The sequence below is a fragment of the Streptomyces sp. JB150 genome (assembly GCF_011193355.1).
GTDB lineage: Bacteria > Actinomycetota > Actinomycetes > Streptomycetales > Streptomycetaceae > Streptomyces.
The window spans coordinates 2,087,712-2,111,621 of sequence record NZ_CP049780.1; the positions used below are offsets into that span (position 1 = coordinate 2,087,712).

Annotated in this window: 22 protein-coding genes, 1 other RNA gene and 1 pseudogene; 11 read left to right on the forward strand and 13 right to left on the reverse strand. The window is 74.4% G+C overall.

The features are described from left to right. Window positions 1-9: 9 nt before the first annotated feature. An RNA gene (gene rnpB, locus G7Z13_RS09740) (RNase P RNA component class A) lies at window positions 10-414 on the reverse strand. A gap of 388 nt (window positions 415-802) precedes the next feature. Here rnpB and G7Z13_RS33590 point away from each other — a divergent pair. Continuing rightward, the gene (locus tag G7Z13_RS33590) at window positions 803-1,144 is read left to right on the forward strand and encodes a hypothetical protein (RefSeq protein ID WP_240926157.1); all 342 of its coding nucleotides are present in this window, start codon (window positions 803-805) and stop codon (window positions 1,142-1,144) included. A 191-nt stretch (window positions 1,145-1,335) separates the two neighbouring features. Here the strand turns inward: G7Z13_RS33590 and G7Z13_RS09750 are convergent, their stop codons facing one another. The 3 genes from G7Z13_RS09750 to G7Z13_RS09760 form a co-directional block, all read right to left on the reverse strand. Further along, window positions 1,336-2,172 (reverse strand): AraC family transcriptional regulator, encoded by an 837-nt coding sequence (locus tag G7Z13_RS09750; RefSeq protein ID WP_240926158.1) that lies wholly within the window; start codon window positions 2,170-2,172, stop codon window positions 1,336-1,338. 23 nt (window positions 2,173-2,195) lie between these two features. Next, complete coding sequence (locus G7Z13_RS09755; RefSeq protein ID WP_165997861.1) at window positions 2,196-2,765, reverse strand: Uma2 family endonuclease; 570 nt, start codon at window positions 2,763-2,765, stop codon at window positions 2,196-2,198. Window positions 2,766-2,866: 101 nt separating this feature from the next. Continuing rightward, the gene (locus tag G7Z13_RS09760; RefSeq protein ID WP_165997862.1) at window positions 2,867-4,303 is read right to left on the reverse strand and encodes an RNB domain-containing ribonuclease; all 1,437 of its coding nucleotides are present in this window, start codon (window positions 4,301-4,303) and stop codon (window positions 2,867-2,869) included. Window positions 4,304-4,377: 74 nt separating this feature from the next. Here G7Z13_RS09760 and yaaA point away from each other — a divergent pair, with 74 nt between their 5' ends. Together yaaA and eda are read left to right on the forward strand one after the other, a co-directional pair. Next, window positions 4,378-5,160, forward strand: coding sequence for a peroxide stress protein YaaA (gene yaaA / locus G7Z13_RS09765; protein ID WP_165997864.1), 783 nt, complete (start codon window positions 4,378-4,380; stop codon window positions 5,158-5,160). 149 nt (window positions 5,161-5,309) lie between these two features. Continuing rightward, window positions 5,310-5,954: a bifunctional 4-hydroxy-2-oxoglutarate aldolase/2-dehydro-3-deoxy-phosphogluconate aldolase gene (gene eda, locus G7Z13_RS09770; protein ID WP_165997867.1), complete on the forward strand. Its 645-nt coding sequence runs from the start codon at window positions 5,310-5,312 to the stop codon at window positions 5,952-5,954. Window positions 5,955-6,230: 276 nt separating this feature from the next. Here eda and G7Z13_RS09775 read toward each other — a convergent pair whose 3' ends face one another. From G7Z13_RS09775 to G7Z13_RS09785, 3 genes are read right to left on the reverse strand one after another with little or no spacing between them, the layout of a single operon-like run. After that, on the reverse strand, window positions 6,231-7,751 hold the full coding sequence (locus tag G7Z13_RS09775; RefSeq protein ID WP_165997869.1) for a bifunctional RNase H/acid phosphatase: 1,521 nt from the start codon (window positions 7,749-7,751) through the stop codon (window positions 6,231-6,233). 11 nt (window positions 7,752-7,762) lie between these two features. Next, window positions 7,763-8,506 carry a C4-type zinc ribbon domain-containing protein gene (locus G7Z13_RS09780; RefSeq protein ID WP_166004813.1) on the reverse strand — a complete coding sequence of 248 codons (744 nt, stop codon included), beginning with the start codon at window positions 8,504-8,506 and terminating at the stop codon, window positions 7,763-7,765. Further along, entirely contained in the window at window positions 8,503-9,363 is an 861-nt protein-coding gene (locus G7Z13_RS09785) for a Nif3-like dinuclear metal center hexameric protein (protein WP_165997871.1), read from the reverse strand. Before G7Z13_RS09785 ends, G7Z13_RS09780 begins: the two co-directional genes overlap by 4 nt. A gap of 199 nt (window positions 9,364-9,562) precedes the next feature. Here G7Z13_RS09785 and G7Z13_RS09790 point away from each other — a divergent pair, with 199 nt between their 5' ends. After that, window positions 9,563-11,131, forward strand: coding sequence for a hypothetical protein (locus G7Z13_RS09790; RefSeq protein ID WP_240926159.1), 1,569 nt, complete (start codon window positions 9,563-9,565; stop codon window positions 11,129-11,131). Window positions 11,132-11,227: 96 nt separating this feature from the next. Next, the gene (locus G7Z13_RS09795; RefSeq protein ID WP_165997873.1) at window positions 11,228-11,386 is read left to right on the forward strand and encodes a hypothetical protein; all 159 of its coding nucleotides are present in this window, start codon (window positions 11,228-11,230) and stop codon (window positions 11,384-11,386) included. 199 nt (window positions 11,387-11,585) lie between these two features. On the opposite strand, the gene G7Z13_RS09800 is transcribed toward G7Z13_RS09795, so the two are convergent. Next, window positions 11,586-12,443: a MaoC/PaaZ C-terminal domain-containing protein gene (locus G7Z13_RS09800; protein WP_165997875.1), complete on the reverse strand. Its 858-nt coding sequence runs from the start codon at window positions 12,441-12,443 to the stop codon at window positions 11,586-11,588. 83 nt (window positions 12,444-12,526) lie between these two features. On the opposite strand from G7Z13_RS09800, the gene G7Z13_RS09805 reads away from it, so the two are divergent. Continuing rightward, the gene (locus tag G7Z13_RS09805; protein WP_165997877.1) at window positions 12,527-13,144 is read left to right on the forward strand and encodes a GNAT family N-acetyltransferase; all 618 of its coding nucleotides are present in this window, start codon (window positions 12,527-12,529) and stop codon (window positions 13,142-13,144) included. 16 nt (window positions 13,145-13,160) lie between these two features. Here G7Z13_RS09805 and G7Z13_RS09810 read toward each other — a convergent pair whose 3' ends face one another. From G7Z13_RS09810 to G7Z13_RS09825, 5 genes and pseudogenes are all read right to left on the reverse strand, one after another. Then, window positions 13,161-13,988 carry a hypothetical protein gene (locus G7Z13_RS09810; protein WP_165997879.1) on the reverse strand — a complete coding sequence of 276 codons (828 nt, stop codon included), beginning with the start codon at window positions 13,986-13,988 and terminating at the stop codon, window positions 13,161-13,163. Further along, window positions 13,988-14,527, reverse strand: a complete 540-nt coding sequence (locus tag G7Z13_RS09815; protein ID WP_165997881.1) for a SigE family RNA polymerase sigma factor — start codon at window positions 14,525-14,527, stop codon at window positions 13,988-13,990. Before G7Z13_RS09815 ends, G7Z13_RS09810 begins: the two co-directional genes overlap by 1 nt. Window positions 14,528-14,676: 149 nt before the next feature. Further along, entirely contained in the window at window positions 14,677-15,330 is a 654-nt protein-coding gene (locus G7Z13_RS09820; RefSeq protein ID WP_165997882.1) for a class I SAM-dependent methyltransferase, read from the reverse strand. A gap of 101 nt (window positions 15,331-15,431) precedes the next feature. Beyond that, window positions 15,432-15,896, reverse strand: coding sequence for a carboxypeptidase-like regulatory domain-containing protein (locus G7Z13_RS33595; protein ID WP_346768006.1), 465 nt, complete (start codon window positions 15,894-15,896; stop codon window positions 15,432-15,434). A 24-nt stretch (window positions 15,897-15,920) separates the two neighbouring features. Beyond that, a pseudogene (locus G7Z13_RS09825) lies at window positions 15,921-17,528 on the reverse strand (MFS transporter); the annotation flags it as partial. A 273-nt stretch (window positions 17,529-17,801) separates the two neighbouring features. Between G7Z13_RS09825 and G7Z13_RS09830 the strand changes: the two are divergent. The 5 genes from G7Z13_RS09830 (at window position 17,802) to G7Z13_RS09850 (ending at window position 23,906) form a co-directional block, all read left to right on the forward strand. Then, the gene (locus G7Z13_RS09830; RefSeq protein WP_165997884.1) at window positions 17,802-19,157 is read left to right on the forward strand and encodes an endo-1,4-beta-xylanase; all 1,356 of its coding nucleotides are present in this window, start codon (window positions 17,802-17,804) and stop codon (window positions 19,155-19,157) included. 139 nt (window positions 19,158-19,296) lie between these two features. Next, window positions 19,297-20,832, forward strand: coding sequence for an MFS transporter (locus G7Z13_RS09835; protein ID WP_165997886.1), 1,536 nt, complete (start codon window positions 19,297-19,299; stop codon window positions 20,830-20,832). A gap of 30 nt (window positions 20,833-20,862) precedes the next feature. Beyond that, window positions 20,863-21,813: an N-acetylmuramoyl-L-alanine amidase gene (locus G7Z13_RS09840; RefSeq protein WP_165997888.1), complete on the forward strand. Its 951-nt coding sequence runs from the start codon at window positions 20,863-20,865 to the stop codon at window positions 21,811-21,813. Between the two features lie 156 nt (window positions 21,814-21,969). Beyond that, a complete protein-coding gene (locus G7Z13_RS09845) occupies window positions 21,970-22,788 on the forward strand; it encodes a DUF5336 domain-containing protein (protein ID WP_165997890.1) in 819 nt (272 codons plus the stop codon). 107 nt (window positions 22,789-22,895) lie between these two features. After that, window positions 22,896-23,906, forward strand: a complete 1,011-nt coding sequence (locus tag G7Z13_RS09850; RefSeq protein WP_165997892.1) for an LLM class F420-dependent oxidoreductase — start codon at window positions 22,896-22,898, stop codon at window positions 23,904-23,906. Window positions 23,907-23,910 lie beyond the last annotated feature (4 nt).

The following is a 23,910-nucleotide window of genomic DNA, read 5'->3' on the forward strand; positions in this document are numbered from 1 at the left end:
GGGGCGAGGCAGACGAGTCGGGCTGTACGCCGGGTTCTGTTCCGGCGGGTCCTCGCGGGCCCGCCGGCGACGGCCATCCATCTAGGGCCGGCGTTGCCGCCGGCCTCGTGCGGTCTACCCGCGGACTCGGGCGGGCAGCCCTCATGCGTCCGCGCAGAGCACCTTTTACAGCGCTCCTTTTGACCTTGCTCCGGGTGGGGTTTACCTAGCTGCCCAGGTCACCCTGGGCACTGGTGGTCTCTTACACCACCGTTTCACCCTTACCGAGGGCCGAGGCCCCCGGCGGTCTGTTCTCTGTGGCACTGTCCCGCGGGTCACCCCGGGTGGCCGTTAGCCACCACCCTGCCCTGTGGAGCCCGGACGTTCCTCGGGAAGCCCCCTAGGGGGACTCCACGCGGCCGTCCGCCCGGCTCGTCTGCCGTGTCGACCATGGTACCCGGCGGACCTCCCGCCGCGGACCGGTGGCGGCCGTCGCGAGGACGGAGCCGGCCAGGATCAGGGTGAAGGCGACGCCGATGCCGAGGGTGAGGTCCTCGCCGAGGAAGAGGGCGCCCGCGGCGACGGCGACCGCCGGGTTGACGTACGTGATGACTCCGGCGCGGGTCGGGCCGATCTCCCTGATCAGCTCGAGGAACACCACGAACGCGACGGCCGTGCAGATGACGCCGAGGCCGGCGAGGGCGGCCAGGACCTCGCCCGAGGGCATGGCGGCGGGCCGGGTCAGGAAGGCGGCGGGCGCGTAGACGACGGCGGCCAGGACGAGGCAGGGGGTGATCAGCTGGAGGGTGGGGACGTCCTTGAGGTGCCGGGCGGCTATCAGCGGGGCGGTGGCGTAGCCGACCACCGTGACCAGCACCTCGGCCAGGGAGCGGGCGTCGCCGCCGGTGAGGTGCGGCACGGTGAGGACGGCGACGCCCGCGAGGCCGAGGGCGAGGCCGGTGATCCGGCGGGCGCCGACGTGTTCCTCGGCGCCGAAGAAGCGGGCCAGCAGGACGCCGACGATGGGCACTCCCGCGATGAGGAGCCCGGCCGTGGAGCTGGACAGGTGGCGCTCGGCGTCGGTCAGGGTCCACCAGGGGCCGACGATCTCGATGACCGCGAAGGCCAGCATGGGCTTCCAGTGTGTCCGTACGGTGCGGGCTAGGCCGCCCTGGCGGAGCGCGAAGGGCAGCAGGAGCGCGGCGCCGAGCGCGCACCGCGCGAACACCACCACCGACGGGGACAGCTCGTCCACCGCCACCTTGATCATCAGATAGGGGATGCCCCAGACGACTCCCATCAGGGAGAACAGGGCCCAGCCACGTGCGGTCATGCCCCACAGTGTCGGGCCGGCGCTCACCGGCCGTCTTGAACGCTGTTGCGGTACGCCGCCGGGGTCACCCCGAGCACCCGCCGGAACCAGCGCGTCAGATGCGCCTGGTCGGCGAAGCCGACGAGCGGGGCCACGTCCGCCGGGCGCAGTCCGCACTCCAGCAGGCCGCGCGCCCGGTGCACCCGGTACTGGGCGAGCCAGGCGTACGGCGGCACGCCCATCGCCGTACGGAACGCGCGCAGCAGCTGGTACCGGGACAGGCCGAGGTCGGTGGCGAGGGCGGCGAGGGAGGGCGGGTCGGTGAGTTCGTCGGCGAGGCGGTCGCGGACGGCGTGCGCAATGGCGTCGGCGCCCGGCACGGTGTCGCTCACCGCGCGGGCGGTGGAGTGCCGGCGGGCGAGCGCCGTGAGCAGCCACGGCAGCCGCGACTCGGCCTCCAGCGGGTCGGGGCAGGCGCTCAGCTCGGTGTGGGTGCGCAGCAGGGCGGTGGCCAGCTCGGGGTCGTCCAGTACGGGTTCGCGGAAGTGGCGCGGGCCGGTGCCGAGGGTTCCGTCGGCGAGCAGGTCGGGGGTGGCGTACAGGGCGCGGTAGGCGTAGCCGCCGTCCGGGCCGGCGGGGCCGCCGGTGTGTATCTCGCCGGGTTCGAGGATGACGATCGAGCCCGGTCCGGAGTGGATGCGTCCGCCCCGGTAGTCGATGACCTCCAACCCGCCGACGGTCACCCCGATCGTGAACTCGTCGTGCGCGTGCGGGGCGTAGACGTGCCGGTCGAAGCGGGCGGTGAGCAGGTCGAGTGCCGGCCCGCACCGCCCGAGCCGGGCCCGTGTCCACCGGGCGTCTTCCCGTATCCGTACGCTCACCTCGCACCCCCGGGGACAGGGGATCAGAGGAAGTCGGCCGTGTCCAGGTCGAAGCCGAAGGGGTCGGGGACGGCGATGGCCTTGCCGAAGGGCCGGGTGCAGTGCTCGCGGTAGTCGTGCCCCTCCGGGTCGCTGAAGAGGGTGACCGCCGAAATGTCGCGATCGACCAGCAGATGGAGGGGGATGCTGCCCCGGGCGTAGCAGCGGCGCTTCACCTCACGGTCGACGTCGGGCTTGGATGAGGTCACTTCGAGCACCATGGCCACGCCCTCGCAGGGCATCCAGGGGTCGGCGCCCCGGTAGAGCCGCCGCTCCCTGGGGGCGAAGGTGCCGTCCGGGATCACGTGGTCCCTCGGGCAGCCTTCCAGTTTCAAGCCCTTCGTCCCGGCGAACTGCATGCGCGTCGCCGACCGCATGAGGACCTGCTCCACGATCAGCCCGATGTAGTCCTCGTGATCCCCGTCCGGCGGCGGCGTCACAACGATCTCCCCCTCGATCAGCTCGGCCCGGAAACCCTCCGGGGTGTCCAGGGCGAGGAAGCCCTCCAGCAGGATCTCTTCCTGCGTGAGCGGCTGGTGGGCCACGGCAGTCATGTCACGCCCCTCCTTCGGTCGCTCGCCAGACTGGGACATGGGCCGATCACCTGACCGTGGGTACGGGAACCGTTCCCTCGATCGTGGCACAGCCCGCGCCGCTACGCGGGCACGAACCGCACCGTCGCCCGCGCCGGGTCCGCCTCCGTCAGCCGCACCCGGAGCCGTTCCCCCAGCGGCAGCCGTGCGCCGTCGACGCGGCCGATGACGGCGGGGTCGGTGAGCTGGACCGTGCCGGTGGTGGGGCGGCGTTCGTCGAGGTCGACGACGCAGGCGTCGAAGGTGTCGCCGACGCGGTCGGCCAGCACCGCCGCCTCGACGGCGTTCACGCACTCCCGTTCCACCGTGCCCGCCCGCCGCGCGCCCGCCGTCATCTCGGCGGGCAGCCTCTCCAGTGCGGCGAGCACCCAGTCCGGTGGGTCCTGTCCGGCCGCGGCGGCCAGGCACAGCTCGGTGGTGTAGCGGTCGGCGAGGCGGCGCAGCGGGGCGGTGCAGTGGGTGTAGGGGGCGGCGACGGCGGAGTGGGTGGTGAGGGGCGGGAGGGCGCCGTCGCGGAAGACGGTGTAGCCGGCGCCGCGCAGGAGGGTGGTGCATTCGAGGAGGAAGGCGGCGTGCTGGGGCCGGTGCGGGTCCAGGGTGCGGATCAGGCCGGCGTACGAGACGTGGTGCGGCCAGTCGATGCGCAGGGCGCGGGCGGTGCGGCGCAGCCGGCCGACGGCGCCGTCGGGGGCGGCGGGCAGGGTGCGCAGGACGCCGGTGCCGGAGGCGAGCAGGAGGTCGGCGGCGGCCATGCCGGTGAGCAGGGAGATCTGGGCGTTCCAGGCGTCGGCGGGGAGCGGGGCGCGGTAGGCGAGGGCGTAGCCGCCGTCCCGCGGGACGATCTCCTGCTCGGGGACGCCGAGGGAGATCCCGCCGCGTTCGGCCTCCAGGCGGGCGCGCAGCACGCCGACCGTCTTGAGCAGGGCGAGCGGCTTCTCCGCGCGCCCGTCCTCGATCTGCCGCTGCACCGAGGCGTAGTCCAGCCGGGCCCGGCTGCGGACGAGGGCGCGGCGGACGTCGACGGCGCGGGTGCGGCCGTCCGCGTCGAGGTCGATCGTCCACAGGGCGGCGGGGCGGGGGCCGTCGGGGAGCAGGCTGGCGGCGGCCTCGCCGAGGGCGGGCGGGTGGAGGGGGACGCGCTCGTCGGGGAAGTAGAGGGTCATCACGCGGCGGTGGGTCTCCGCGTCCAGGGGCCCTCCGGGGGTGACGAAGGCGGCGACGTCGGCGATGGCGTAGCGGACGCGGTAGCCGGTGCCGCGGCGGGAGAGGTGCATCGCCTGGTCGAGGTCGGTGGAGCCGGGCGGGTCGATGGTGAAGAGGGGGATGCCGGTGGCGTCGTACGACGGCAGCCGCGGCTCCCGCGCCGCCCGTTCCGCCTCGGCCAGGGCCTCGGGCGGGAAGCCGGCGGGGACGCCGAGTCGGGCGCGCAGCGCGGTGAGGGCGGCCCGCAGCGGGTCGTCGGGGGCGGCGCCGGTCACGCGGAGGGGGCGGCGGGGCATACAGCGAGCGTAGGGCGGGGGGCGCGGGGTGGCACGCCGTACGCTGGCGGGGAGCTGAGACATAAGGAGTACGTGTGCTGGTCCTGCTGCCGCCCTCGGAGGGTAAGGCCTCCTCCGGCCCGGGCGCCCCGCTGAAGCTGGAGTCGCTGTCGCTGCCCGCGCTGACCGAGGCCCGTGCGGCCGTGCTCGGCGAGCTGGTGGAGCTGTGCGCGGGCGACGAGGACAAGGCGCGCGAGGTGCTGGGGCTGAGCGAGGGTCTGCGCGGGGAGGTCGCGAAAAACGCGGAGCTGCGCACGGCCGGCGCGCGGCCCGCCGGGGAGATCTACACGGGTGTGCTGTACGACGCCCTGGACCTGGCCTCGCTGGGCCGCGCCGCGCGGGAGCGGGCCGCGCGCTCGCTGCTGGTGTTCTCGGGGCTGTGGGGGGCGGTGCGGGTGACGGACCGGATCCCGTCGTACCGGTGCTCCATGGGCGTGCGGCTGCCGGGGCTCGGCGCGCTGGGCGCGTACTGGCGTACGCCGATGGCCGCGGCGCTGCCCGAGGCGGCCGGGGACGGGCTGGTGCTGGATCTGCGGTCGGCGGCGTACGCGACGGCGTGGAAGCCGAAGGGCGAGACGGCGGGGCGGACGGCGACCGTGCGGGTGCTGCACGCGCCGACCCGGAAGGTCGTCAGCCACTTCAACAAGGCGACGAAGGGCCGGATCGTGCGGAGTCTGCTGACCGCCGGGGCGGAGCCGTCGGGGCCGGCGGAGCTGGTCGAGGCGCTGCGGGATCTCGGCTACGAGGTGGAGGCGCAGGCTCCGGCGACAGCGGGGCGGGCGTGGGCGCTGGATGTGCTGGTGGAGGAGGTGCACTGAGCTGCACCTAGCTGGGCTGAGCTGGGACTGCGCTTCACTGAGCCGAGCCGGGCCTGACGCCTCCGCCGAGGCGAACACGAGGGCGATTGCAGCATGCGCAATGACCTTTGCGCGGTGTGCTTCACGGTGGGCAGGATGAGGGCATGGTCATGTCCTCGTCCCCGTCCGTGCTGGATCTCGCGCCCGTCCTCCCCGTCGTGGTCGTCGCCGACCCCGCCGACGCCGTGCCGCTGGCCCGCGCGCTCGTCGCCGGGGGGCTGCCCGCGATCGAGGTGACGCTGCGGACGCCGGGCGCGCTGGAGGCGATCCGGGCGATCTCCGGCGAGGTGCCGCAGGCCGTGGTCGGCGCGGGGACCGTCCTGACGCCCGCGCAGGCCGAGGAGTCCGTCGCGGCCGGGGCCCGGTTCCTCGTCAGCCCCGGCTGGACCGACGCGCTGCTGGCCGCGATGCGGGCGTCCGGGGTGCCGTACCTGCCGGGGGTGTCCACCACGTCGGAGGTGGTCGCGCTGCTGGAGCGCGGCGTACGGGAGATGAAGTTCTTCCCGGCGGAGGCGGCTGGCGGTACGGCCTATCTGCGGTCACTGTCCGGACCGCTGCCGCAGGCCCGGTTCTGCCCCACCGGCGGAATCGGCCCCGGCTCCGCGCCCGCCTACCTCGCCCTGCCCAACGTCGGCTGTGTCGGCGGCAGCTGGATGCTGCCGGCGGACGCCTTGGCGGCACGGGACTGGGCCCGCGTCGAACACCTGGCCCGGGAGGCCGCGGCGCTGGGCGGCGAGGGGGCGGGGCGGGGGTAGCGGGGGCGGGTGCGCGCGGTGGGGCGTGGTCTGGGGCAGGTGTGTGCGGCGGGCGCGGGTGGGCGCGGCGTGGTGTGGCCTGGCGCAGGTGGGCACGGCGGGCGCGGCCTGGCGCAGGTGGGCGCGGCCTGGCGCAGGTGGGCGCGGCGGGCGCGGCCTGGCGCAGGTACGCCACGGCGGGCACGGTCTGGCGCAGGTGCGCGCGGCATGGTGTGGCCGGGCGCAGGTGGGCACGGCGGGCGCGGCCTGACGCGGGTGCGCGCGGCGCGCTCTCGCTCAGCGCAGGTGGGACGTGTCGTTGAGGAGGCGGACGCTGGCGTTGCCGTCGGCGTAGTACGCGACGACCGACAGGGAGGCCGCCGACAGTTCCATGCGGAACATGGACTCCGGCGGGGCGCCCAGGGCGAGGCGGACCAGTGTCTTGATCGGGGTCACGTGGGTGACGAGGAGGACCGTGCGGCCCGCGTGGGCGGCGACCAGTTTGTCGCGGGTCGCGGCGATCCGGGTGGCGGTCGTGGCGAAGCTCTCGCCGCCGCCGGTGGGCTCCGCGTCCGGGGAGGCCAGCCAGGCGGTCAGGTCCTCGGGGTGGCGTTCACGCACCTCGGCGAAGGTCAGGCCCTCCCAGGCGCCGAAGTCCGTCTCGCGCAGCCCGTCGTCGATGCCGACCTCCAGGCCGAGGCGGGCGGCGACGATCCCGGCGGTCTCCCGGGAGCGGGCCAGCGGCGACGACACGATCGCCTGGATCGTGCCCCGCCGCGCCAGCGCCGCCGCGACCCGCTCGGCCTGCTCCCGGCCGACGGCGGAGAGGGACGGGTCGCTGCCGCCGCTGCCGGAGAAGCGCTTCTCGGGGGTGAGCGGTGTCTCGCCGTGCCGCAGCAGCACGAAGGTGGCCGGCGCGCCCAGGTCCGGGGCGGAGCCCCAGCCGACGGAGGGGGTCGCGACGGTACGGGCGGCCCGGAGGTCGGCCCGCGCCTTCTCGGCACCGCCACCGGGGGCGGGCTCGTTCTGCGTGGCGGTCCCGGCTTGGGCGGCAGCCTTGCCGTGAGAGGCGGTCCCGGCCTGCGCGACGGCCTCACCCTGAGCGGCGGTCCCCGCGTGTGCGCCGGTCCCGGCCGGCGCGACGGGCTGACCCTGCGCGGCACTCCCGGCCTGAACGGCACCCTCGCCCTGGGCGGCGGTCCCGGCCCGAACGGCGTCCTCGTCCTGGGCGGCGGTCCCGGCCTGAACGGCGGCCTCGCCCTGCACGGCGAGCCGGCCCTGCGCGGCAGTCCCGCCCTGCGCGGCAGTCCCGCCCTGCGCGGCAGTCCCGCCCTGCGCGGCAGTCCCGCCCCGCGCGGCAGTCCCGCCCCGCGCGGCAGTCCCGCCCTGCGCGGCAGTCCCGCCCTGCGCGGCAGTCCCGGAGTCCATCGCCTCGTTCGCCAGCCGGTCCGCGTGCTTGTTCAGCTCGCGCGGGATCCACTCGTACGTCACCTGACCGGGCGGGAAGATCCGGGACGCCTCCATGGCGAGCGGCTTCATGTCGGGGTGCTTGATCTTCCAGCGGCCGGACATCTGCTCGACGACCAGCTTGGAGTCCATGCGGACGTGGACGCGGGCGGCCGGGTCGAGGCCGTGCGCGGCGCGCAGCCCGGCGAGCAGGCCCCGGTACTCGGCGACGTTGTTCGTCACCGTGCCCAGGAACTCCGACCGCTCGGCCAGCGTCTCGCCCGTGGCCGCGTCGGTCACCACGGCCCCGTAGCCCGCGGGCCCCGGGTTGCCCCGCGACCCGCCGTCGGCCTCGACGATGAACTCCCGCACCCCGAGGCCCCCTACAGCCCCGACTCGGCCGTACGCACGAGGATGCGGCGGCAGTTCTCGCAGCGCACCACCGTGTCGGGCGCGGCCTTGCGAATCTCGTTCAGCTCGGTGATGGCCAGCTCCTGCCGGCAGCCCTGGCAGGTGCGCGCGTACAGCTTCGCCGCGCCGATGCCGCCCTGCTGCTCGCGCAGCTTGTCGTAGAGCTTCAGCAGGTCGGCGGGGACGGACCCGGCGACGACCCCGCGCTCCTTCGTCACGGACGCCGCCTCGCCGTCGATCTCCTCGAACGCGGCGTCCCGGCGCGCGGTCGCGTCGTCGATCTTCGACTGCACCGAGGCCACGCGCTCGGTCAGCTCGGCGACCCGCGCCTGCGCGGACTCACGACGCTCCATGACCTCCAGGACGATGTCCTCCAGGTCGCCCTGGCGGCGGGCCAGCGAGGCGATCTCGCGCTGGAGGTTCTCGAGGTCCTTCGGCGAGCTGACCGCGCCGGAGTCCAGCCGCTGCTGGTCGCGGGCGGCCCGCTGGCGCACCTGGTCGACGTCCTGCTCGGCCTTGGTCTGCTCGCGGGCGCAGTCGCTCTCCTCGGTCTGCGCGGCCACCAGCAGGTCGCGCAGCTGCGTGAGGTCCTTGGTCAGCGACTCGATCTCGGCGTGCTCGGGCAGCGAGCGGCGCTTGTGCGCGAGCTGCTGGAGGCGGACGTCGAGGTCCTGGAGGTCGAGCAGGCGGATCTGGTCGGCGGGCGCGGCGTTCAGTTGGGGGCTCCTGCAGTTGATGTGGTGGACGCCGCGTGGGCGGTCCAGGGGTCGGTGACCGTCCGGGAGACGTGGACCCGCAGGTCCCATCCCTTCCGGTCGGAGATTTCGTCGAGCTGGCTCGCGGCCAGCTCGCACCAGGGCCACTCGGTGGCCCAGTGCGCCGCGTCGAGCAGCGCGAGGGGGCTGGGGGCCACGGCCGCCGTGAATTCCGACGCCGGGTGGTGGCGCAGGTCCGCGGTGAGGAAGGCGTCGACGCCGGCCGCGCGGACGTGGTCGAACAGGCTGTCGCCGGAGCCGCCGCTGACGGCGACCGTGCGGACGGTCGCCTCGGGGTCGCCGGCCACGCGGATGCCCTGCGCGGTGGCGGGCAGCCGCTCGGCGGCGCGGGCGGCCAGCTCGCGGACGGTCAGCGGATGGTCCAGTTCGCACACCCGGCCGAGGCCGCGGCGGCCCCGCGGGTCGGTGGGGTCCGGCACCAGGGGCCGTACGACGCGCAGGTCCAGCGCGCCCGCGAGGGCGTCCGAGACACCGGGGTCGGCGGTGTCGGCGTTGGTGTGGGCGACGTGCAGCGCGATGTCGTTCTTGATCAGCGTGTGCACGACCCGGCCCTTGAACGTGGAGGCCGCGACCGTCGTCGTCCCGCGCAGATAGAGCGGGTGGTGGGTGACCAGCAGGTCGGCGCCGAGCTTCACGGCCTCGTCGACGATCTCCTGGACGGGGTCGACGGCGAACAGGACCCGGGTGACCTCCTGGCCGGGGTCGCCCACGACCGTGCCGACCGCGTCCCAGGACTCCGCCCGCTCGGCGGGCCACAGGTTCTCCAGCGCGGTGATGACTTCAGACAGACGGGGCACGGGAGACAGGCTACCTGCCTGTTCCGCACGCCTGTACCGGTGCCGCCGCCGCGCACGAGGCGGTCGCCCCGTGGAGCACACGCGCCCCCCTTCCCTCAGACGAACCGCTGCGGGGCCACCCGTATGTGTGAAGCGCCGGTCGGCCCCTCCCCCGTCTGTGCGTACGAAAACTAGCTTCGTCGCCGGAGGTGACCGAACGATGACAGCCTGTGCGATCGAGCCCACGGCGGGAGACCGGGACGGGGACCTGAACGGCGGCCCGAGAGGCGCCCTGAACGGCGGCCCGGGCGGCGCCCGGAACGGCTACTCCGCGCGGCCGGGCTGCGTGATCACGGTGGACGGTGGTTACGCCGCGCGTCTCGCCCGCAGCGGCGACTCCTGGTTCCCGGAGCGCTGGACCCTGGACGGCCCCGAGCCCTACGCCGTGCCGCTGCCCGGCAACCAGCCGGAGGAACCCGGCACCGAGGTGCAGCCGATGACCGACGGCCGGGTCCTCATCCGCCGCCACGCCGACGGGCGGCACCTCTTCTCGCTGCTCTACCCGACCGGTCCGGGCACCGGCGAGCTGCCGCTGGGCGCGGTCGAGTGCGGGGACGCCGAGCTGCGGCTGCTGCCGCCCGCACCGGGCGGTCACCGCGCCTACGCCCTCGCCGCCGGTCCGCGCTCCGCCACCGTGTGGCTGGTCGCGGGGGGCGCCTTCGGGCCGGAGCGGGTGGCCGAGGTGCCGGGGCACTGCTCGGGCGGGGTGTGGCTGGACCGGGCGGGGCGGATGCTCGCGCTCGACCGGGCGCTGGACGGCCGGACCAAGGCCGTCGTCGTCGATCTGGAGCGGGGCGGGCAGGTGTCGCCGCTGTTGCAGATCGCCGCGGGCAGCGACGACCGGCTGCTGCTCGCCGACCCCGACAGCGGGCTGCTGCTGATCCGCTCCGACGCGCCCTCCCCCGGACACGCCCGGCTCGGCTGGGGGGTGCTCGGCAGCACCCTGCCGGTGCGGTTCCCGGACTGTCTGCGGGTCGCGGAGGACTGCGCGGTGACGCCGTTCGCCATCCAGCCGGGGCAGGTGCTCACGCCGGAGAGCTGCGGGGTGGCGCTGCGGTTCGACGGTCCGGCGGGGAGCTGGATCGGCGTCTGGCGCCCGGCCCAGCGGCAGGTCGCCCACCTCCCGGCCCCCCAGGGCTGGCTCGCCGGGGTCGGCCTGTGGACCCGCGACGGCGTACTCCGCCTGCCGTACGCCACGCCGGGCACCCCGTGCGGAGTGGCGGAGGTGGCCGCGCCGGAGCGGGGCGAGGGGGGTCCGGAAAGCGAGCGGGAGCCGGAAGGCGAGAGGGAGAGGGAGAGGGAGAGGGAGAGCCGGGTTGCCGGTGGGGCGGATGTGGGCGGGGGTGGTCACGCGGGCCCTGGAGGTGGCGATGGGGTGCGAGGCCCGGCGTATGCGTGGGATTTGACGGGCACGGGCGGCGGCCAAGGAGCCTGGGCGGGTCCGGGAGCCGTGAGACCCGCGGAGGGCCTGGGGACCGCAAGACGCACGGAGGGCGCGGAGGGCTCAGGGACCGCGGGGGCCGTGGGGGCCGTGGGGGTGGCGGGGGCCGTGGGGGCCGTGGGGGCCGTGGGGGACGTGAGCCCGGAGGGTCCGGTCCGGAACGGCACGGCTTCGCCCTCGGGGAAGCCGTCGGAACCGGACCCTCCGGCCCCCGCCGCGCCACGGCCGGTGCCGCTGCAGCAAGCACCCCTGGCGGGCCCCGCGTTGGGACGACTCGTAACGAAATAATGCCGGTCGGCGTGGCCGTCTGGATTCGGCCCGAGGCGTGCCGGTTAGACTCCCCCGGCTGTAAAAGGATCATGTTTGACGGGGTGAACACTTCCGATGAGCGACGCCAGCACGTCCCAGCCGCTGCCCGCCGACGGCGCCACGGCACCCGGCCACGGCAAGCACCGCGGTCCGGTCTCGGCGCACGACACCGAGACGGCCCCCCGCGGCCGGCACCGCAAGCCGGTGGAGCAGCAGACCGAGGCGGCTGCCTGACGGTTCGTCAGTCAGTACGGCGCCCGGCCCCGTTCACCACAAGGTGGGCGGGGCCTCGTCGTGCGCGCGAGCGGAGGAACGGAGGCACACCCCGCACGCCATGCGTGCCGTGCAATGCCACGCACACCCCGCACGCCATGCGTGCCGTCCACTGCCACGCACGCCACCCACGCCACGCACTCCGCACACTCCCGTCGGCTCACCCCAACCGGACGACGGTGTCGGCGAGCACGGGCGCCCCGTCCCGCTCGACGGCGCCGGCGCTCACCCGGATCTCCCCCACGCCCCGCCACATCCGCAGCCTCAGCGTCTCACCCGGGTAGACCACCCCGGCGAAGCGGGCCGTGTAGCCCCGCACCCGCGTGACGTCCCCGCCGAGCAGCGTGTCCACGACCGCCTTGAGCGTGATGCCGTAGGTGCACAGCCCGTGCAGGACGGGCCGCTCGAAGCCGGCCCGCCGGGCGAACTCGGGGTCGGCGTGCAGCGGGTTCCCGTCGCCGCAGAGGCGGTAGAGCAGTGCCTGGTCCTCGCGGACGGGCCGTTCGACGGTCAGGTCGGGCGGACCGGCGGGCGGCTCGCGCCGGGTGGCCGGGCCCCGCTCGCCGCCCCAGCCGCCCTCGCCCCGCACGTGGATCCACGCCTCGCCGGTCCACAGCGGGCCCTGCGCGTCCGCGACGTCGGTGCGCAGGACGAGGAGGGCCGCCTCGCCCTTGTCGTACACGGCGGTGATCCGGTCGGTGGCGGTCGCGGTGCCCGCGGCCGGGAGGGGCCGGTGCGGGGTCAGTGACTGCCCGGCGTGCAGGACGCGCGCGAGGTCGACGTCCACACCGGGCATGGACAGGGCGCTGATCACCCCCGGTGAGCCGGCGCCCGCGACGGTGGCGAAGCTCGGCAGGACGTGCAGCCGGGACTCCAGGGTGTACCGCAGCTCGGCCGGGTCGGTGGCGGGGCGGCCCGCGCCGATGCCGAGGTGGTAGAGGAGGACGTCCTTCGGGCTCCAGGTGATCTCGCCGGTCCGGGGTGCGGCGGCGAGCACCTTCGCTGCGTCGATGGGCATGGCGCCCAACGGTACGTCAATTATCGCTGTGCACCCGGGCTTTGGGGCCCGTTCTTCGGGCCTCCAAGATCACGTGGCGCACAATGGCCCGTATGCCGATCAAGCACACACCGCGGCCGACGACCGCCCACGACGCGCCCTTCGTCGGCCGCACCCTGGCGGCCGCCTTCGACGACGACCCGATGATGCGCTGGTTCTTTCCCGGCGACGCCACCCGCGGCTCGGGCCTGACCCGGTACTTCACCACCCTTCTCACCCGGCAGTACGGCCGGCACGGCGTCTGCGAGCACACGGACGCCGCGGCCGCCTTCTGGGTCCCGCCGGAGGGACAGGAGAAGGCCGTCCCCGACGAGGAGACCGTCCGGCAGCTCCAGGAGATCCTCGGCGACCGCGCCCCGCTGTTCCGGGACGCCGTCCAGGCCGCCGCCGAGCACGGCCCGCGGGAGCCGCACTGGTACCTCGCGGTGATCGGCGCCGACCCGGCCGCCCGGGGGCAGGGGCACGGGGCGGCCCTGCTGCGCGCGGGCCTGGCGCGGGCGGACGCGGCCCGACTGCCCGTGTGGCTGGAATCCTCCAAGCCGTCCAACCTCCCCTTCTACGAGCACTTCGGTTTCGCGGTACGGGCCGAGCTGCGGCTGCCGGGTGGCGGCCCGCCGCTGTGGGCGATGCGCCGGGACCCGCAGCGTCCGGCCGGCACGTGACGGCGCCCCGAGCGGTCTAGTCGGCGTGCCGGGTCACCTCCGCCGACGCGTACTCCGCGCCCTTCGGCGCGAGGCACACGAACCAGTCGACCGGTGAGCCCGTGTCGTGGCGGATGAACTCCGGGCCGGTCGGGACGTCCTCGTCCTCGCGGGGCCGGTCGACGACCGTGCGGGTGCCGTCCGTCCAGGTGCAGGTGACCTGCCCGACGGATTTGGTGACCTGGCCGACGACCAGGCGGTGCGGGCCGTCGTCACCGGGCTCCAGGGGGACCGCGGCCGTCTCGAGGTCCTGGGGCGGGGCGCCGCCCTCCGGAAAGGCCGCCCACATGACCGGCGACTCGTCGTCGCCGACGACGCGGTGCACGACGTACAGGCTGCTGCGGACCAGTTGGTAGGCGTGGCGGGTCTGGTCGGGGATCGCCCCGTACTCGGCCATCGCGTCCAGCTGTGCCTGGGCCTGTGCCGCGTCGCGCGGCGCGGGCCACACGTCGAGGACGACCGACCACTGTGTGCCCTGGTCGCTGCCGGTGGCCAGCGTGGTCCGCCGCGCCCCGTACGGTTCCGGTGTCGCGGAGTGCGACCGCCCGGCCGGCGGCGCCACCCGGTCGCCGTCCCCGCCGGGCAGTCCCGCGACCGCCAGCGTCGCCGACGAGCCGCTGACCACCAGCGCCGTGACCGCCGCCACCGCCCAGCGGCGGGCTCTGCGGCGGCGTCCGCCCCGGATCACCGACTGGTAGGGGGCTATACCGATCTCGACCTCGTCCGCGGCCTCGGCCAGCAGGAAGGCGATGTCCGCGTGCGACGTGTGCGCCATGTCGTGCTCGGTCTCCCGGTTCGCGCCCATCACTTCCGCCCTCCGTACGTCACCATCTCGGCCAGCTCCGGTATGGCGCGGAGTTTGGCGATGCCTTTCGCCGCGTTGCTCTTGACCGCGCCCACCGAGCAGCCCATCGCCTCCGCCGCCTGTGTCTCCGTCAGGTCCTCCCAGTACCGCAGGACCACCGCCTGCCGCTGCCGCGGGGGCAGTTGGGCGAGCGCCTTCAGCAGCGCGTTGCGGTCGTCCGCCTGGGAGATGCGGTCACCGGTGTCGGGCTGCTCGTGCGCGAGGCCGGAGTCGTCCTTCGGCGCCAGGAACTCCCGCAGTCGTCTGCGGTGTTTGCGCGCGTGCGCGTTGATCATCACGCGCCGTACATACGCCTCCGGCTCGTCGGCCGAGCCGACCTTGCGCCAGGCCACGTAAACCTGCTCGAACGTCGACTGGACCAGGTCCTCCGCGGCGTGCTGCTCCCCCGTGAGGAGAAATGCCGTGCGCATCAGCCGCGGCCAGCGGCCGATCACGAAGGCCTGGAACTCCTCGTCCCGTGCCTGCTTCCGATCCCCCATGGGCACCTCCTAGACACACAAAGGAGTCCACGGCCCACCGGAACCGTTGCCTCGTCGCACGGATTGTCTCCACGCGTGCCCTCGTGCGAGGGGAGGCGCCTGCCGCTGCGGGCTGCCCACGGCCACCGCCGGGCTGCCGGCCCCGGCTCTCAGGCGGATGCCGCCGCCCTGCGCCGCAGCACCCGCATCGACCCCGCCACCGACACCTCCTCGAACTCCCCCGAGTCCAGTGCCCGCAGGTAGACGCGGTACGGCGCCTGGCCGGTGAACTCGTCCTGGGGGTCGGGGAAGACGTCGTGGATGACAAGGAGGCCGCCCTCGGCGACGTGCGGCGCCCAGCCCTCGTAGTCGGCGCCGGCGTGCTCGTCGGTGTGGCCGCCGTCGATGAAGACGAGGGCGACGGGCGTGTTCCACAGCGCGGCGATCTGCGGGGAGCGGCCGACGAGGGCCACCACGTGGTCCTCCAGGCCCGCCCTGTGCAGGGTGCGGCGGAAGGTGGGCAGGGTGTCCATCAGGCCCAGCTCGGGGTCGACGGTCTCCGGGTCGTGGTACTCCCAGCCGGGCTGCTGTTCCTCGCTGCCCCGGTGGTGGTCGACCGTGATCGCCGTGACGCCGGCGGCGCGGGCCGCGTCGGCGAGGAGGATCGTGGAGCGGCCGCAGTACGTGCCGACCTCCAGCAGCGGCAGGCCCAGCCGGCCCGCCTCCGTCGCCGCCGCGTAGAGGGCCAGCCCCTCGTCGAGGGGCATGAACCCCTTCGCCGCCTCGAACGCGGCCAGGATCTCGGGCGCGGGTACCGCGGTCATGGGCGGGCCTTCCGGTCGTACGTACGTCTGCGCGCCCATGCTGCCGTACCCCCCGCCGGGGTCCGACAGAGGGTACGGGAGGGAGGAGGAGCGGGCCGGTGCTACGCCGTCACCGTCCCGCCCGGCAGTGACAGGTTCAGTTCGACCGGGCGGTCGTCGCCCGCGTGGGTCGCCGCGGAGGCGTGCGGGGCGTGGCCCGCGGCCTGGGCGGCGATGACGTACGGGCCCGGGGCGGGGACGGTGAGCGCGTAGCCGCCGTCCTCGGCGGACAGGGTCGCGCCCGCGCGGCGGCCCCGGCGGTCGATGAGGGTGATCCGGGCGCCGGGGACCGGGGTGCCGTCGGCGGCCAGGACCCGGCCGCGGAAGCCGCGGAGCGGTCCGGCCTCGGGCACCGCCTCGGCGGCGGGCACCGCCTCGGCCGTGGGCACACCCTCGGCCGCGGGCAGGGACGCGGCGGTGGAGAGTGACACGGTCGTGGACAGGGACTCGGCCACGGACGGCGCCCCCGTCACGGACGGTGACTCGGCCGGGGGCAGTGACGCGGTCGCTGAGAGCGCACCGGTCACGGACGGCGACTCGGCCGCGGACGGGGACCCGGCCGCAGCGAGCGCACCGGTCACGGACGGCGACTCGACTGCGGACGACACCCCGGCCCCGGACACGGACGGCACCCCGGCCCCGGTCACGGACGGCACCCCGGCCGCAGACAGGGACCCGGCCCCGGACAGCGCCTCCCCCGCGCGCTCCAGGTTCGCGTCCTCCTCGCTGCTCGCCCGCAGTTGCGGCTTGTCCGAGGGGCGTCGGCCGGGCAGGAACAGGGCGAGCAGCAGGCCGACGGCGACCGCGGCGGTGGCGATGAGGAAGGAGAGGCGGAAGCCGTGCATGGTCGGGATCTGGACGCCGCCGGCCTCGTTCGCCGTGTTCGCGAGCACCATGCCGATGACGGCGCTCGACACGGACGTGCCGATGGAGCGCATGAGGGTGTTGAGGCCGTTCGCCGCGCCCGTCTCGGAGGCGGGGACCGCGCCGACGATCAGCGCGGGCAGGGAGGAGTAGGCGAGGCCGATGCCCGCGCCGAGGACGACCGACGTGACGACGGTCTGCCAGGCCGCGTCCATCAGGCCGAGGCCGCCGCCGTAGCCGACGGCGATCACGAGCAGGCCGGTGATCAGGGTCACCTTGGGGCCGTAGCGGGCGGACAGGCGGGCGTAGACCGGCGCGGTGAACATCATCGTCAGGCCGAGCGGGGCCACGCACAGGCCCGCGACGACCATCGACTGGCCGAGGCCGTAGCCGGTCTCGGCGGGCAGCTGGAGGAGCTGGGGCAGGACGAGGGAGACGACGTAGAAGGAGACACCGACCATGATCGACGCGAGGTTGGTGAGCAGGACCTCGCGGCGCGCGGTGGTGCGCAGGTCGACGAGCGGCGCGGTGATCCGCAGCTCCATCAGGCCCCACAGGGCGAGCACGACGGCCGACGCGGCGAACAGGCCCAGGGTGGTGGCCGACGACCAGCCCCAGTCGCTGCCCTTGGTGACCGGCAGGAGCAGCAGCACCAGGCCGGCGGACAGGCCGAGGGCGCCCGGCAGGTCGAACGAGCCGGGAGCGCGCGCCGGGGACTCGGGTACGACGAGCAGGGTGAGGGCGATGGCGAGGACGCCGAGGCCCGCGGCTCCGTAGAAGAGGGCGTGCCAGTCGGTGTGCTGGGCGACCAGGGCGGCGGCGGGCAGGGCGAGGCCGCCGCCGACGCCGATCGAGGAACTCATCAGCGCCATCGCGGAGCCGAGCCGTTCGCGCGGCAGCATGTCGCGCATCAGGCCGATGCCGAGCGGGATGGCGCCCATGGCGAAGCCCTGGAGGGTGCGGCCGACGATCATCGGCAGCAGGGCGCTGGTGAGCGCGCTGAGCAGCGCGCCGACGACCATCACGGCGAGACTGGTGAGGAGCATCCGCCGCTTGCCGTAGAGGTCGCCGAGCCGGCCCATGATGGGCGTCGCCACGGCGCCGGAGAGCAGCGTGGAGGTCAGGACCCAGGTGGCGTCGGCGGGATCGGTGTCGAGCAGCTGCGGCAGGTCCTTGATCACCGGGACGAGCAGGGTCTGCATCACCGCGACCACGATGCCCGCGAAGGCGAGGACCGGGACCACGGCCCCGCCGGCCCTCGAGGAGGCGGGCTGGTCAGTCGTCGTGTGTGTCATGTGTAGCGGGAACTCGGTGCGCCGGGGCAACTATTCCGTTGCTTCGACGATCTAACGATGTCTTTGCGAATCATGTCGGGATCGACATCGAAAGTTTCGCTTCCGATTCGACCTCAGCAGGCCAGAGTGAGTCGCAGCATCCCCGAGTGACCCCATGCGCACTCTTCAGTCATTCAACTTCCGTGCGCTCCCGCCCCGTTGACGACACTCCCGGATGCCCGTACGGTCTGCGCAACCAATCGGAAACCCGCACGAAACTTTCGGGAGTCAGTCATGCACTCCAGCACGTCCTCCCGTGCCCGAAGGGCACTCGGCCTCGGTCTCGCGGGCCTGCTCGCCGCGGCCGGCGTCACCGTCTCGGCCGGCACCGCCGAGGCCGCGAGCACCCTGGCGGGAGCCGCCGCCGGGAAGGGCCGCTACTTCGGCACCGCCGTGGCCGCGAACCACCTGGGAGAAGCGCCGTACGTCTCCACGCTCAACACCGAGTTCGACTCGGTGACGCCGGAGAACGAGATGAAGTGGGACGCGGTCGAGCCGAGCCGCGGCTCGTTCACCTTCACCAACGCCGACCGGATCGTCAGCCACGCCCAGAGCCGGGGCATGAAGGTCCGCGGCCACACCCTGGTGTGGCACTCCCAGCTGCCGAGCTGGGTCGGCAACCTGAGCGCCGGCGACCTCAGGACCGCGATGAACAACCACATCAACCAGGTCATGGGCCACTGGAAGGGCAAGATCCACTCCTGGGACGTGGTGAACGAGGCCTTCCAGGACGGCAACAGCGGCGCCCGCCGCAACTCGCCCTTCCAGGACAAGCTCGGCAACGGCTTCATCGAGGAGGCGTTCCGCACCGCCCGCGCCGCCGACCCCGCCGCCAAGCTCTGTTACAACGACTACAACACCGACGGCATCAACGCGAAGAGCAATGCCGTCTACAACATGGTCCGGGACTTCAAGGCGCGCGGCGTGCCCATCGACTGCGTGGGCTTCCAGTCCCACTTCAACAGCGCCTCCCCGGTCCCGTCCGACTACCAGGCCAACCTGCAGCGCTTCGCCGACCTCGGCGTCGACGTCCAGATCACCGAACTCGACATCGAGGGCTCCGGCACCGCCCAGGCCACCAGTTACTCCAACGTCGTCAGGGCCTGCCTCGCCGTCTCCCGCTGCACCGGCATCACCGTCTGGGGCATCACCGACAAGTACTCGTGGCGGGCGAGCGGGACCCCGCTGCTGTTCGACTCCAACTACAACAAGAAGCCCGCGTACACCGCCGTGCTCAACGCGCTCGGCGGCACCTCCGGTGGCGACCCCGGCACGCCGGGCGGTGCGACCTGCACCGCCACCTACAGCAAGCAGGAGGAGTGGAGCGACCGCTTCAACGGCCGGGTGACCATCACCGCGGGCAGCGCGCCGATCAGCGGCTGGTCCACGACCGTCACCGTCACGTCGCCGCAGCGGATCTCCGCGACCTGGAACGGCTCGCCCACCTGGGTCAGCAGCGGCACCGTCATGACGATGCGGCCGAACGGCAACGGCAGCCTGGCCGCCGGCGCCTCGACCAGCTTCGGCTTCACCGTCATGAAGAACGGCACCTCCACGCCCCCGGTCGTCGGCGCCTGCACGGCCTCCTGACCTGCGCGGCAGCCCCACTCACCGGCGCTCACTCGGTCGTACGACCCGTAACCGGGCCGTACGGCCGAGTCACGCATGCGACGAAATGCCGAGGAAATGCCGATGCCGGGATCGCCGGCCGGTTGAGACCATGGCACTCATGCTCCGAGCCACAGATACCACCGGCCCCGACGACCCCACTCACCCCACCCATCCCAGCAGCACCTCAGGCCGCACCCCGCCCGCCACCTGGCTCGTGGTGGCGCTCGCCTGCGCCGGACAGTTCCTGGTCGTGCTCGACGTGTCCGTCGTCAACGTGGCGCTGCCGTCGATGCGCACCGACCTCGGGCTGAGCGGTCCGGGACTGCAATGGGTGGTCAACGCGTACGCGATCGCCTTCGCCGGGTTCATGCTGCTCGGCGGGCGGGCCGGTGACCTGTACGGCCGCAAGCGGATGTTCCTCGTCGGGCTCGCGGTGTTCACCCTGGCCTCGCTGGGCGGCGGACTCGCGCAGGAGGGCTGGCAGCTGCTGGCCGCGCGGGCCGCGCAGGGCCTCGGCGCCGCCGTCCTCGCCCCCTCCACGCTCACCATCCTCACCGCCGCCGTCCCGGAGGGGGCCGCACGCGCCCGCGCCATCGCCACCTGGACGGCCGTCGGCGCGGGCGGCGGCGCGGCGGGCGGGCTCGTCGGCGGGCTGCTGGTCGACGGGCTGTCCTGGCGCTGGGTGCTGCTGATCAACGTCCCGGTCGGCGCCGTCGTCCTCGCCGCCGCCCTGCGGTGGCTGCCCGAGAGCCGCGCCGGGGAGCGCCGGCGGCTGGACCTGCCGGGCGCGGTGCTGGTCACCGCCGGGCTGGGGGCGCTGGCGTACGGCATCTCGCAGACCGAGGTGACGGGCTGGACGGCGACGGCCACCCTGCTGCCGCTGTGCGCCGGGCTGCTGCTCATCGGTCTGTTCCTGCTGGTCGAGGCGCGTACGGCGGCCCCGCTGATGCCGCTGCGGCTGCTCGCGCTGCGGCCGGTGTCCTCGGCGAACGCGGCGATGTTCCTCAGCGGCTCGGCGATGTTCTGCATGTGGTTCTTCATGACGCTGTACGCGCAGAACGTGCTCGGCTACACGCCCTTGGAAGCCGGTCTCGCCCTCGTGCCCAGCTCGCTCGCGGTGGTCGTCGGCTCCAAGGTGGCCCCGCGCGGCATGCGCCGTCTCGGCGCGCGCCCGGTCGCCGTCCTCGGCACGCTGACCGCCGCGGCCGGGTTCGCCTGGCAGTCGACGATGAGCGCCGACGGCACCTATCTGACCGGCATCATGCTGCCCGGCGTCCTCATGATGCTCGGCGCCGGTCTCGCCGCCACCCCGCTCGCCGCCCTCGCCACCTCCGGCGCGGAACCCGGCGACGCCGGACTGGTCTCCGGCATGGTCAACACCTCCCGCGTGATGGGCGGCTCCCTCGGCCTCGCCGTGATGTCCACCATCGCGGCGGCGCGCACGGGCGCGAGCACGGGGGCCGTCGCGCTGACGGAGGGGTACGCGCTGGCGTTCCGGGTGTCGGCGGGCGTCCTGGTGGCGGGGGCCGGGGTGATGGCGGTGTGGCTGCCGCGGACCCGCGAGACCGGTGCCGACCCGGGCCCCGGTTCCGCTCCGGGAACGGCCGCGGAGGCCGCGTCCGACACCAGCCGGACCTCCCCGCCCACCCGGTGATCCCCTGGCCCGACCGCTAGGGTGGCCCCCGTGTCGTACGCAGGTCCGGAATTCGAGCCTCCCCCCGCCCGTCGCCCGCGCCGCAGGCTGATCGCCGTGGTGGGGGGCGCGGTGGTGGTCGGGGCGCTGGCCGGGTGGCTGGCGGTGCAGGGGGCCGGGGGGCCGGGCGGAGGGGGTTCGCGGGCCTCGGGGACGGCCGCCCCGGCCGGCACCGCGTCGTCCGCGTCCACGCCGTCCGGGACGGCCTCGTCCTCCCCCTCCGGCGACGACAGGCCCGGCCCCGCTCCGACCGGCGCCGCGCCCTCCGGGCCGCTCAAGGGGAAGGTCGTCGTCATCGACCCCGGCCACAACCCGGAGAACTTCCGGCACACCGCCGACATCAACAAGAAGGTCGACATCGGGACGGGCCGCAAGGAGTGCGACACCACCGGTACGTCCACCGACGACGGGTACACCGAGGCGGAGTTCACCCTCGACGTCGCGCACCGGCTGCGCGACCTGCTGGAGGGGCAGGGGGCGACGGTGAAGCTGACGCAGGACGCCGACCGGCCGTTCGGGCCGTGCATCGACGAGCGGGCGCGGATCGGGAACGAGGCGGACGCGGACGCCGTGGTGTCCGTGCACGCCGACGGGTCGGGGGCCGGGAACCGCGGGTTCCATGTGATCCTGCCGGGCGAGGTGCGGGCGGGTGCCGCCGACACCCGGGCCATCGTGGGCCCTTCGCGCGAGCTGGGTGAGCGCATCGCGGGGAACTTCGTGCGCGCGACCGGCAGCGCGCCCTCCAACTACGTCGGTGACGGCACCGGACTTGTCACGCGTGAGGACCTGGGCGGTCTCAATCTGTCAACGGTTCCGAAGGTGTTCATCGAGTGCGGGAACATGCGCGATAGCAAGGACGCGGCGTTGCTGACCAGCGGCGCGTGGCGGCAGGCGGCGGCGCGGGGGATCTCTGACGGAATCGTGAGTTTCCTGCGCGGGTAGTGATCAGCGCGCTGATCCGGGCGGACAGCCCCGACGGGCGGACGATAGGGTCGTCCGTACGATGAGGGGCCACCCCCGCGCTTCCCACCGGCCCCACGGCGACACGGTGACAGCGGCGCCTCTGCCGACGACGAGACGACTGACGAAGGACCTGAAGTGAATATCCGCTCCCTCACTAGAGGCGACGGCGTGGTGATCGGAGCAGCGGTATTGCTGTTCATCGCGTCGTTCCTCGACCTCTACTCGCTCGACGGGATCCCCGACGAGTACGACACGCCGAACTTCTGGTCGAGCGGGCCGGCCCTCCTCGGTGTGGTACTCGCCGGCCTGATCGGTGCCGCACTCGTCGTCGTCTCCCGGGGGCTGCCGCAGCCGCGCAAGGTCGCGGGCCTTGAGCTGGGCCAGTTCGGTGTCGCCTTCACGGTGTTCGCCGCCTGGAGCGCGCTCGGCAACATCTTCGACCCGGCGGGCGGCGCGAACAACGTCGGTGACACGACCGACGGCCCCGACGCCGGCACCGGCCTGATCCTCGCGCTCATCGCCACGCTGATCCTGGCCGCCGTCGCCGTCGCCACCCCGCTCGTCCCCGCCCTCAAGGCCCCCCTCGTCGGCGCCCCGCGCCCCGCCGCCCCGCAGCCCTACGGCGCCCAGCCGCCGCAGGGCGGTTACGGCTACCCGGGCGCCCAGGGCGGTCAGCAGCCGTCGTTCGGCGGGCAGCCGCAGCAGCCGTACGGCGCCCAGCCGCAGCAGGCGCAGGCCCCGCAGCAGCCCGCGGGCGACTTCTCGCCGTTCTGGTTCGCGGTGCCGGTGCCGCGGCCGCTGTTCGCGGAGGACGGCTCGCCGACCCCGATCGCCGAACTGGCGCCGGGCACCTGGTACCTGGCCGTCGAGCAGCGCGGCACGGCGCTGGTCGCGCAGACGCAGGACGGCCGCCGGGGCGTCCTGCAGGACACCAGCGGCATCCAGCGCGGCTGACCCCGCCACGGCACACACTCCCACGGCCCCTCGCCCTTTCCGGGCGGGGGGCCGTTGCCGTACAGTCGCGCCCGGCGACTGTGGCTGACGGTCCATCAGGAGGTGCTGTGCGACTCGGTCTCGCCCTCGGTTACTGGGGCCGCGGCCCCGACCCCGGGCAGGTGGCGCTGGCGCGGGAGGCCGAGCGGCTCGGCTATCACTCGGTGTGGACCTCCGAGTCCTGGGGGTCGGACGCGTTCACACCGCTCACCTGGATCGCCGCGCACACCTCCACCATCCGGCTCGGTACGGCCGTCGCGCAGATGGCGGCCCGCTCCCCCACCGCGACCGCCATGCACGCCCTCACCCTGGACCATCTCTCCGGCGGGCGGCTGCTGCTGGGCCTCGGGCTGTCGGGACCGCAGGTGGTGGAGGGGTGGTACGGGCGGCCGTTCCCGTCCTCGCCGCTGACCGCGACCCGGGAGTACGTCGACGTCGTACGGCAGGTGCTGCGCCGCGAGGCGCCGGTGCGGCTCGACGGGCGGTTCCACGCCCTGCCCTACCAGGGGGCCGACGGGACGGGGACGGGCAAGCCGCTCAAGCCGATCACGCATCCGCTGCGCGCCGGTCTGCCCGTGCTGCTCGGCGCGGAGGGGCCGCGCAACATCGCGCAGACCGTGCGGATCGCCGACGGCTGGCTGCCGTTGTACTGGTCGCCGGAGCGGACCGGGCTGTACGCGGACACGCTCGCCGGCGCCCCGGACGGGTTCATCGTCGCGCCCGTGGCCCAGGCCCGCGTCTGTGCCGACGTCGCCGAGGGGCTGCGGCCCGTCAAGACCATGCTCGCCCTGTACATCGGCGGCATGGGGCACGCGAAGCGCAACTTCCACGCCCGGCTGATGGGGCGCATGGGGTACGAGGAGGAGGCCCGCCGGGTGCAGGAGCTGTTCCTGTCCGGGCGGCGGGAGGCGGCCGTGGCGGCGGTGCCGGACGCGTTCGCGGACGAGATCTCGCTCGTCGGGCCGCGGCGGCGGATCGCCCGGCGGCTGGCGGCCTGGCGGGAGGGCCCGGTGACCGACCTGCTGGTGTCGGCACCGGACCCGGAGACCCTGCGCGCGCTGGCCGAGCTGAACTCCTGACCGG

What these genes read in the sequence shown, in the direction of transcription:
- G7Z13_RS09815 (WP_165997881.1), bottom strand. Translation starts at nt 14,527, where the DNA reads ATGGGGGATCGGAAGCAGGCACGGGACGAGGAGTTCCAGGCCTTCGTG.
- G7Z13_RS09805 (WP_165997877.1), top strand. Translation starts at nt 12,527, where the DNA reads ATGGCCCGTATGCCGATCAAGCACACACCGCGGCCGACGACCGCCCAC.
- G7Z13_RS09830 (WP_165997884.1), top strand. Translation starts at nt 17,802, where the DNA reads ATGCACTCCAGCACGTCCTCCCGTGCCCGAAGGGCACTCGGCCTCGGT.
- G7Z13_RS09760 (WP_165997862.1), bottom strand. Translation starts at nt 4,303, where the DNA reads ATGCCCCGCCGCCCCCTCCGCGTGACCGGCGCCGCCCCCGACGACCCG.
- G7Z13_RS09820 (WP_165997882.1), bottom strand. Translation starts at nt 15,330, where the DNA reads ATGACCGCGGTACCCGCGCCCGAGATCCTGGCCGCGTTCGAGGCGGCG.
- G7Z13_RS09790 (WP_240926159.1), top strand. Translation starts at nt 9,563, where the DNA reads ATGACAGCCTGTGCGATCGAGCCCACGGCGGGAGACCGGGACGGGGAC.
- eda (WP_165997867.1), top strand. Translation starts at nt 5,310, where the DNA reads ATGTCCTCGTCCCCGTCCGTGCTGGATCTCGCGCCCGTCCTCCCCGTC.
- G7Z13_RS09755 (WP_165997861.1), bottom strand. Translation starts at nt 2,765, where the DNA reads ATGACTGCCGTGGCCCACCAGCCGCTCACGCAGGAAGAGATCCTGCTG.
- G7Z13_RS09795 (WP_165997873.1), top strand. Translation starts at nt 11,228, where the DNA reads ATGAGCGACGCCAGCACGTCCCAGCCGCTGCCCGCCGACGGCGCCACG.
- G7Z13_RS09800 (WP_165997875.1), bottom strand. Translation starts at nt 12,443, where the DNA reads ATGCCCATCGACGCAGCGAAGGTGCTCGCCGCCGCACCCCGGACCGGC.
- G7Z13_RS09810 (WP_165997879.1), bottom strand. Translation starts at nt 13,988, where the DNA reads ATGGGCGCGAACCGGGAGACCGAGCACGACATGGCGCACACGTCGCAC.
- G7Z13_RS09835 (WP_165997886.1), top strand. Translation starts at nt 19,297, where the DNA reads ATGCTCCGAGCCACAGATACCACCGGCCCCGACGACCCCACTCACCCC.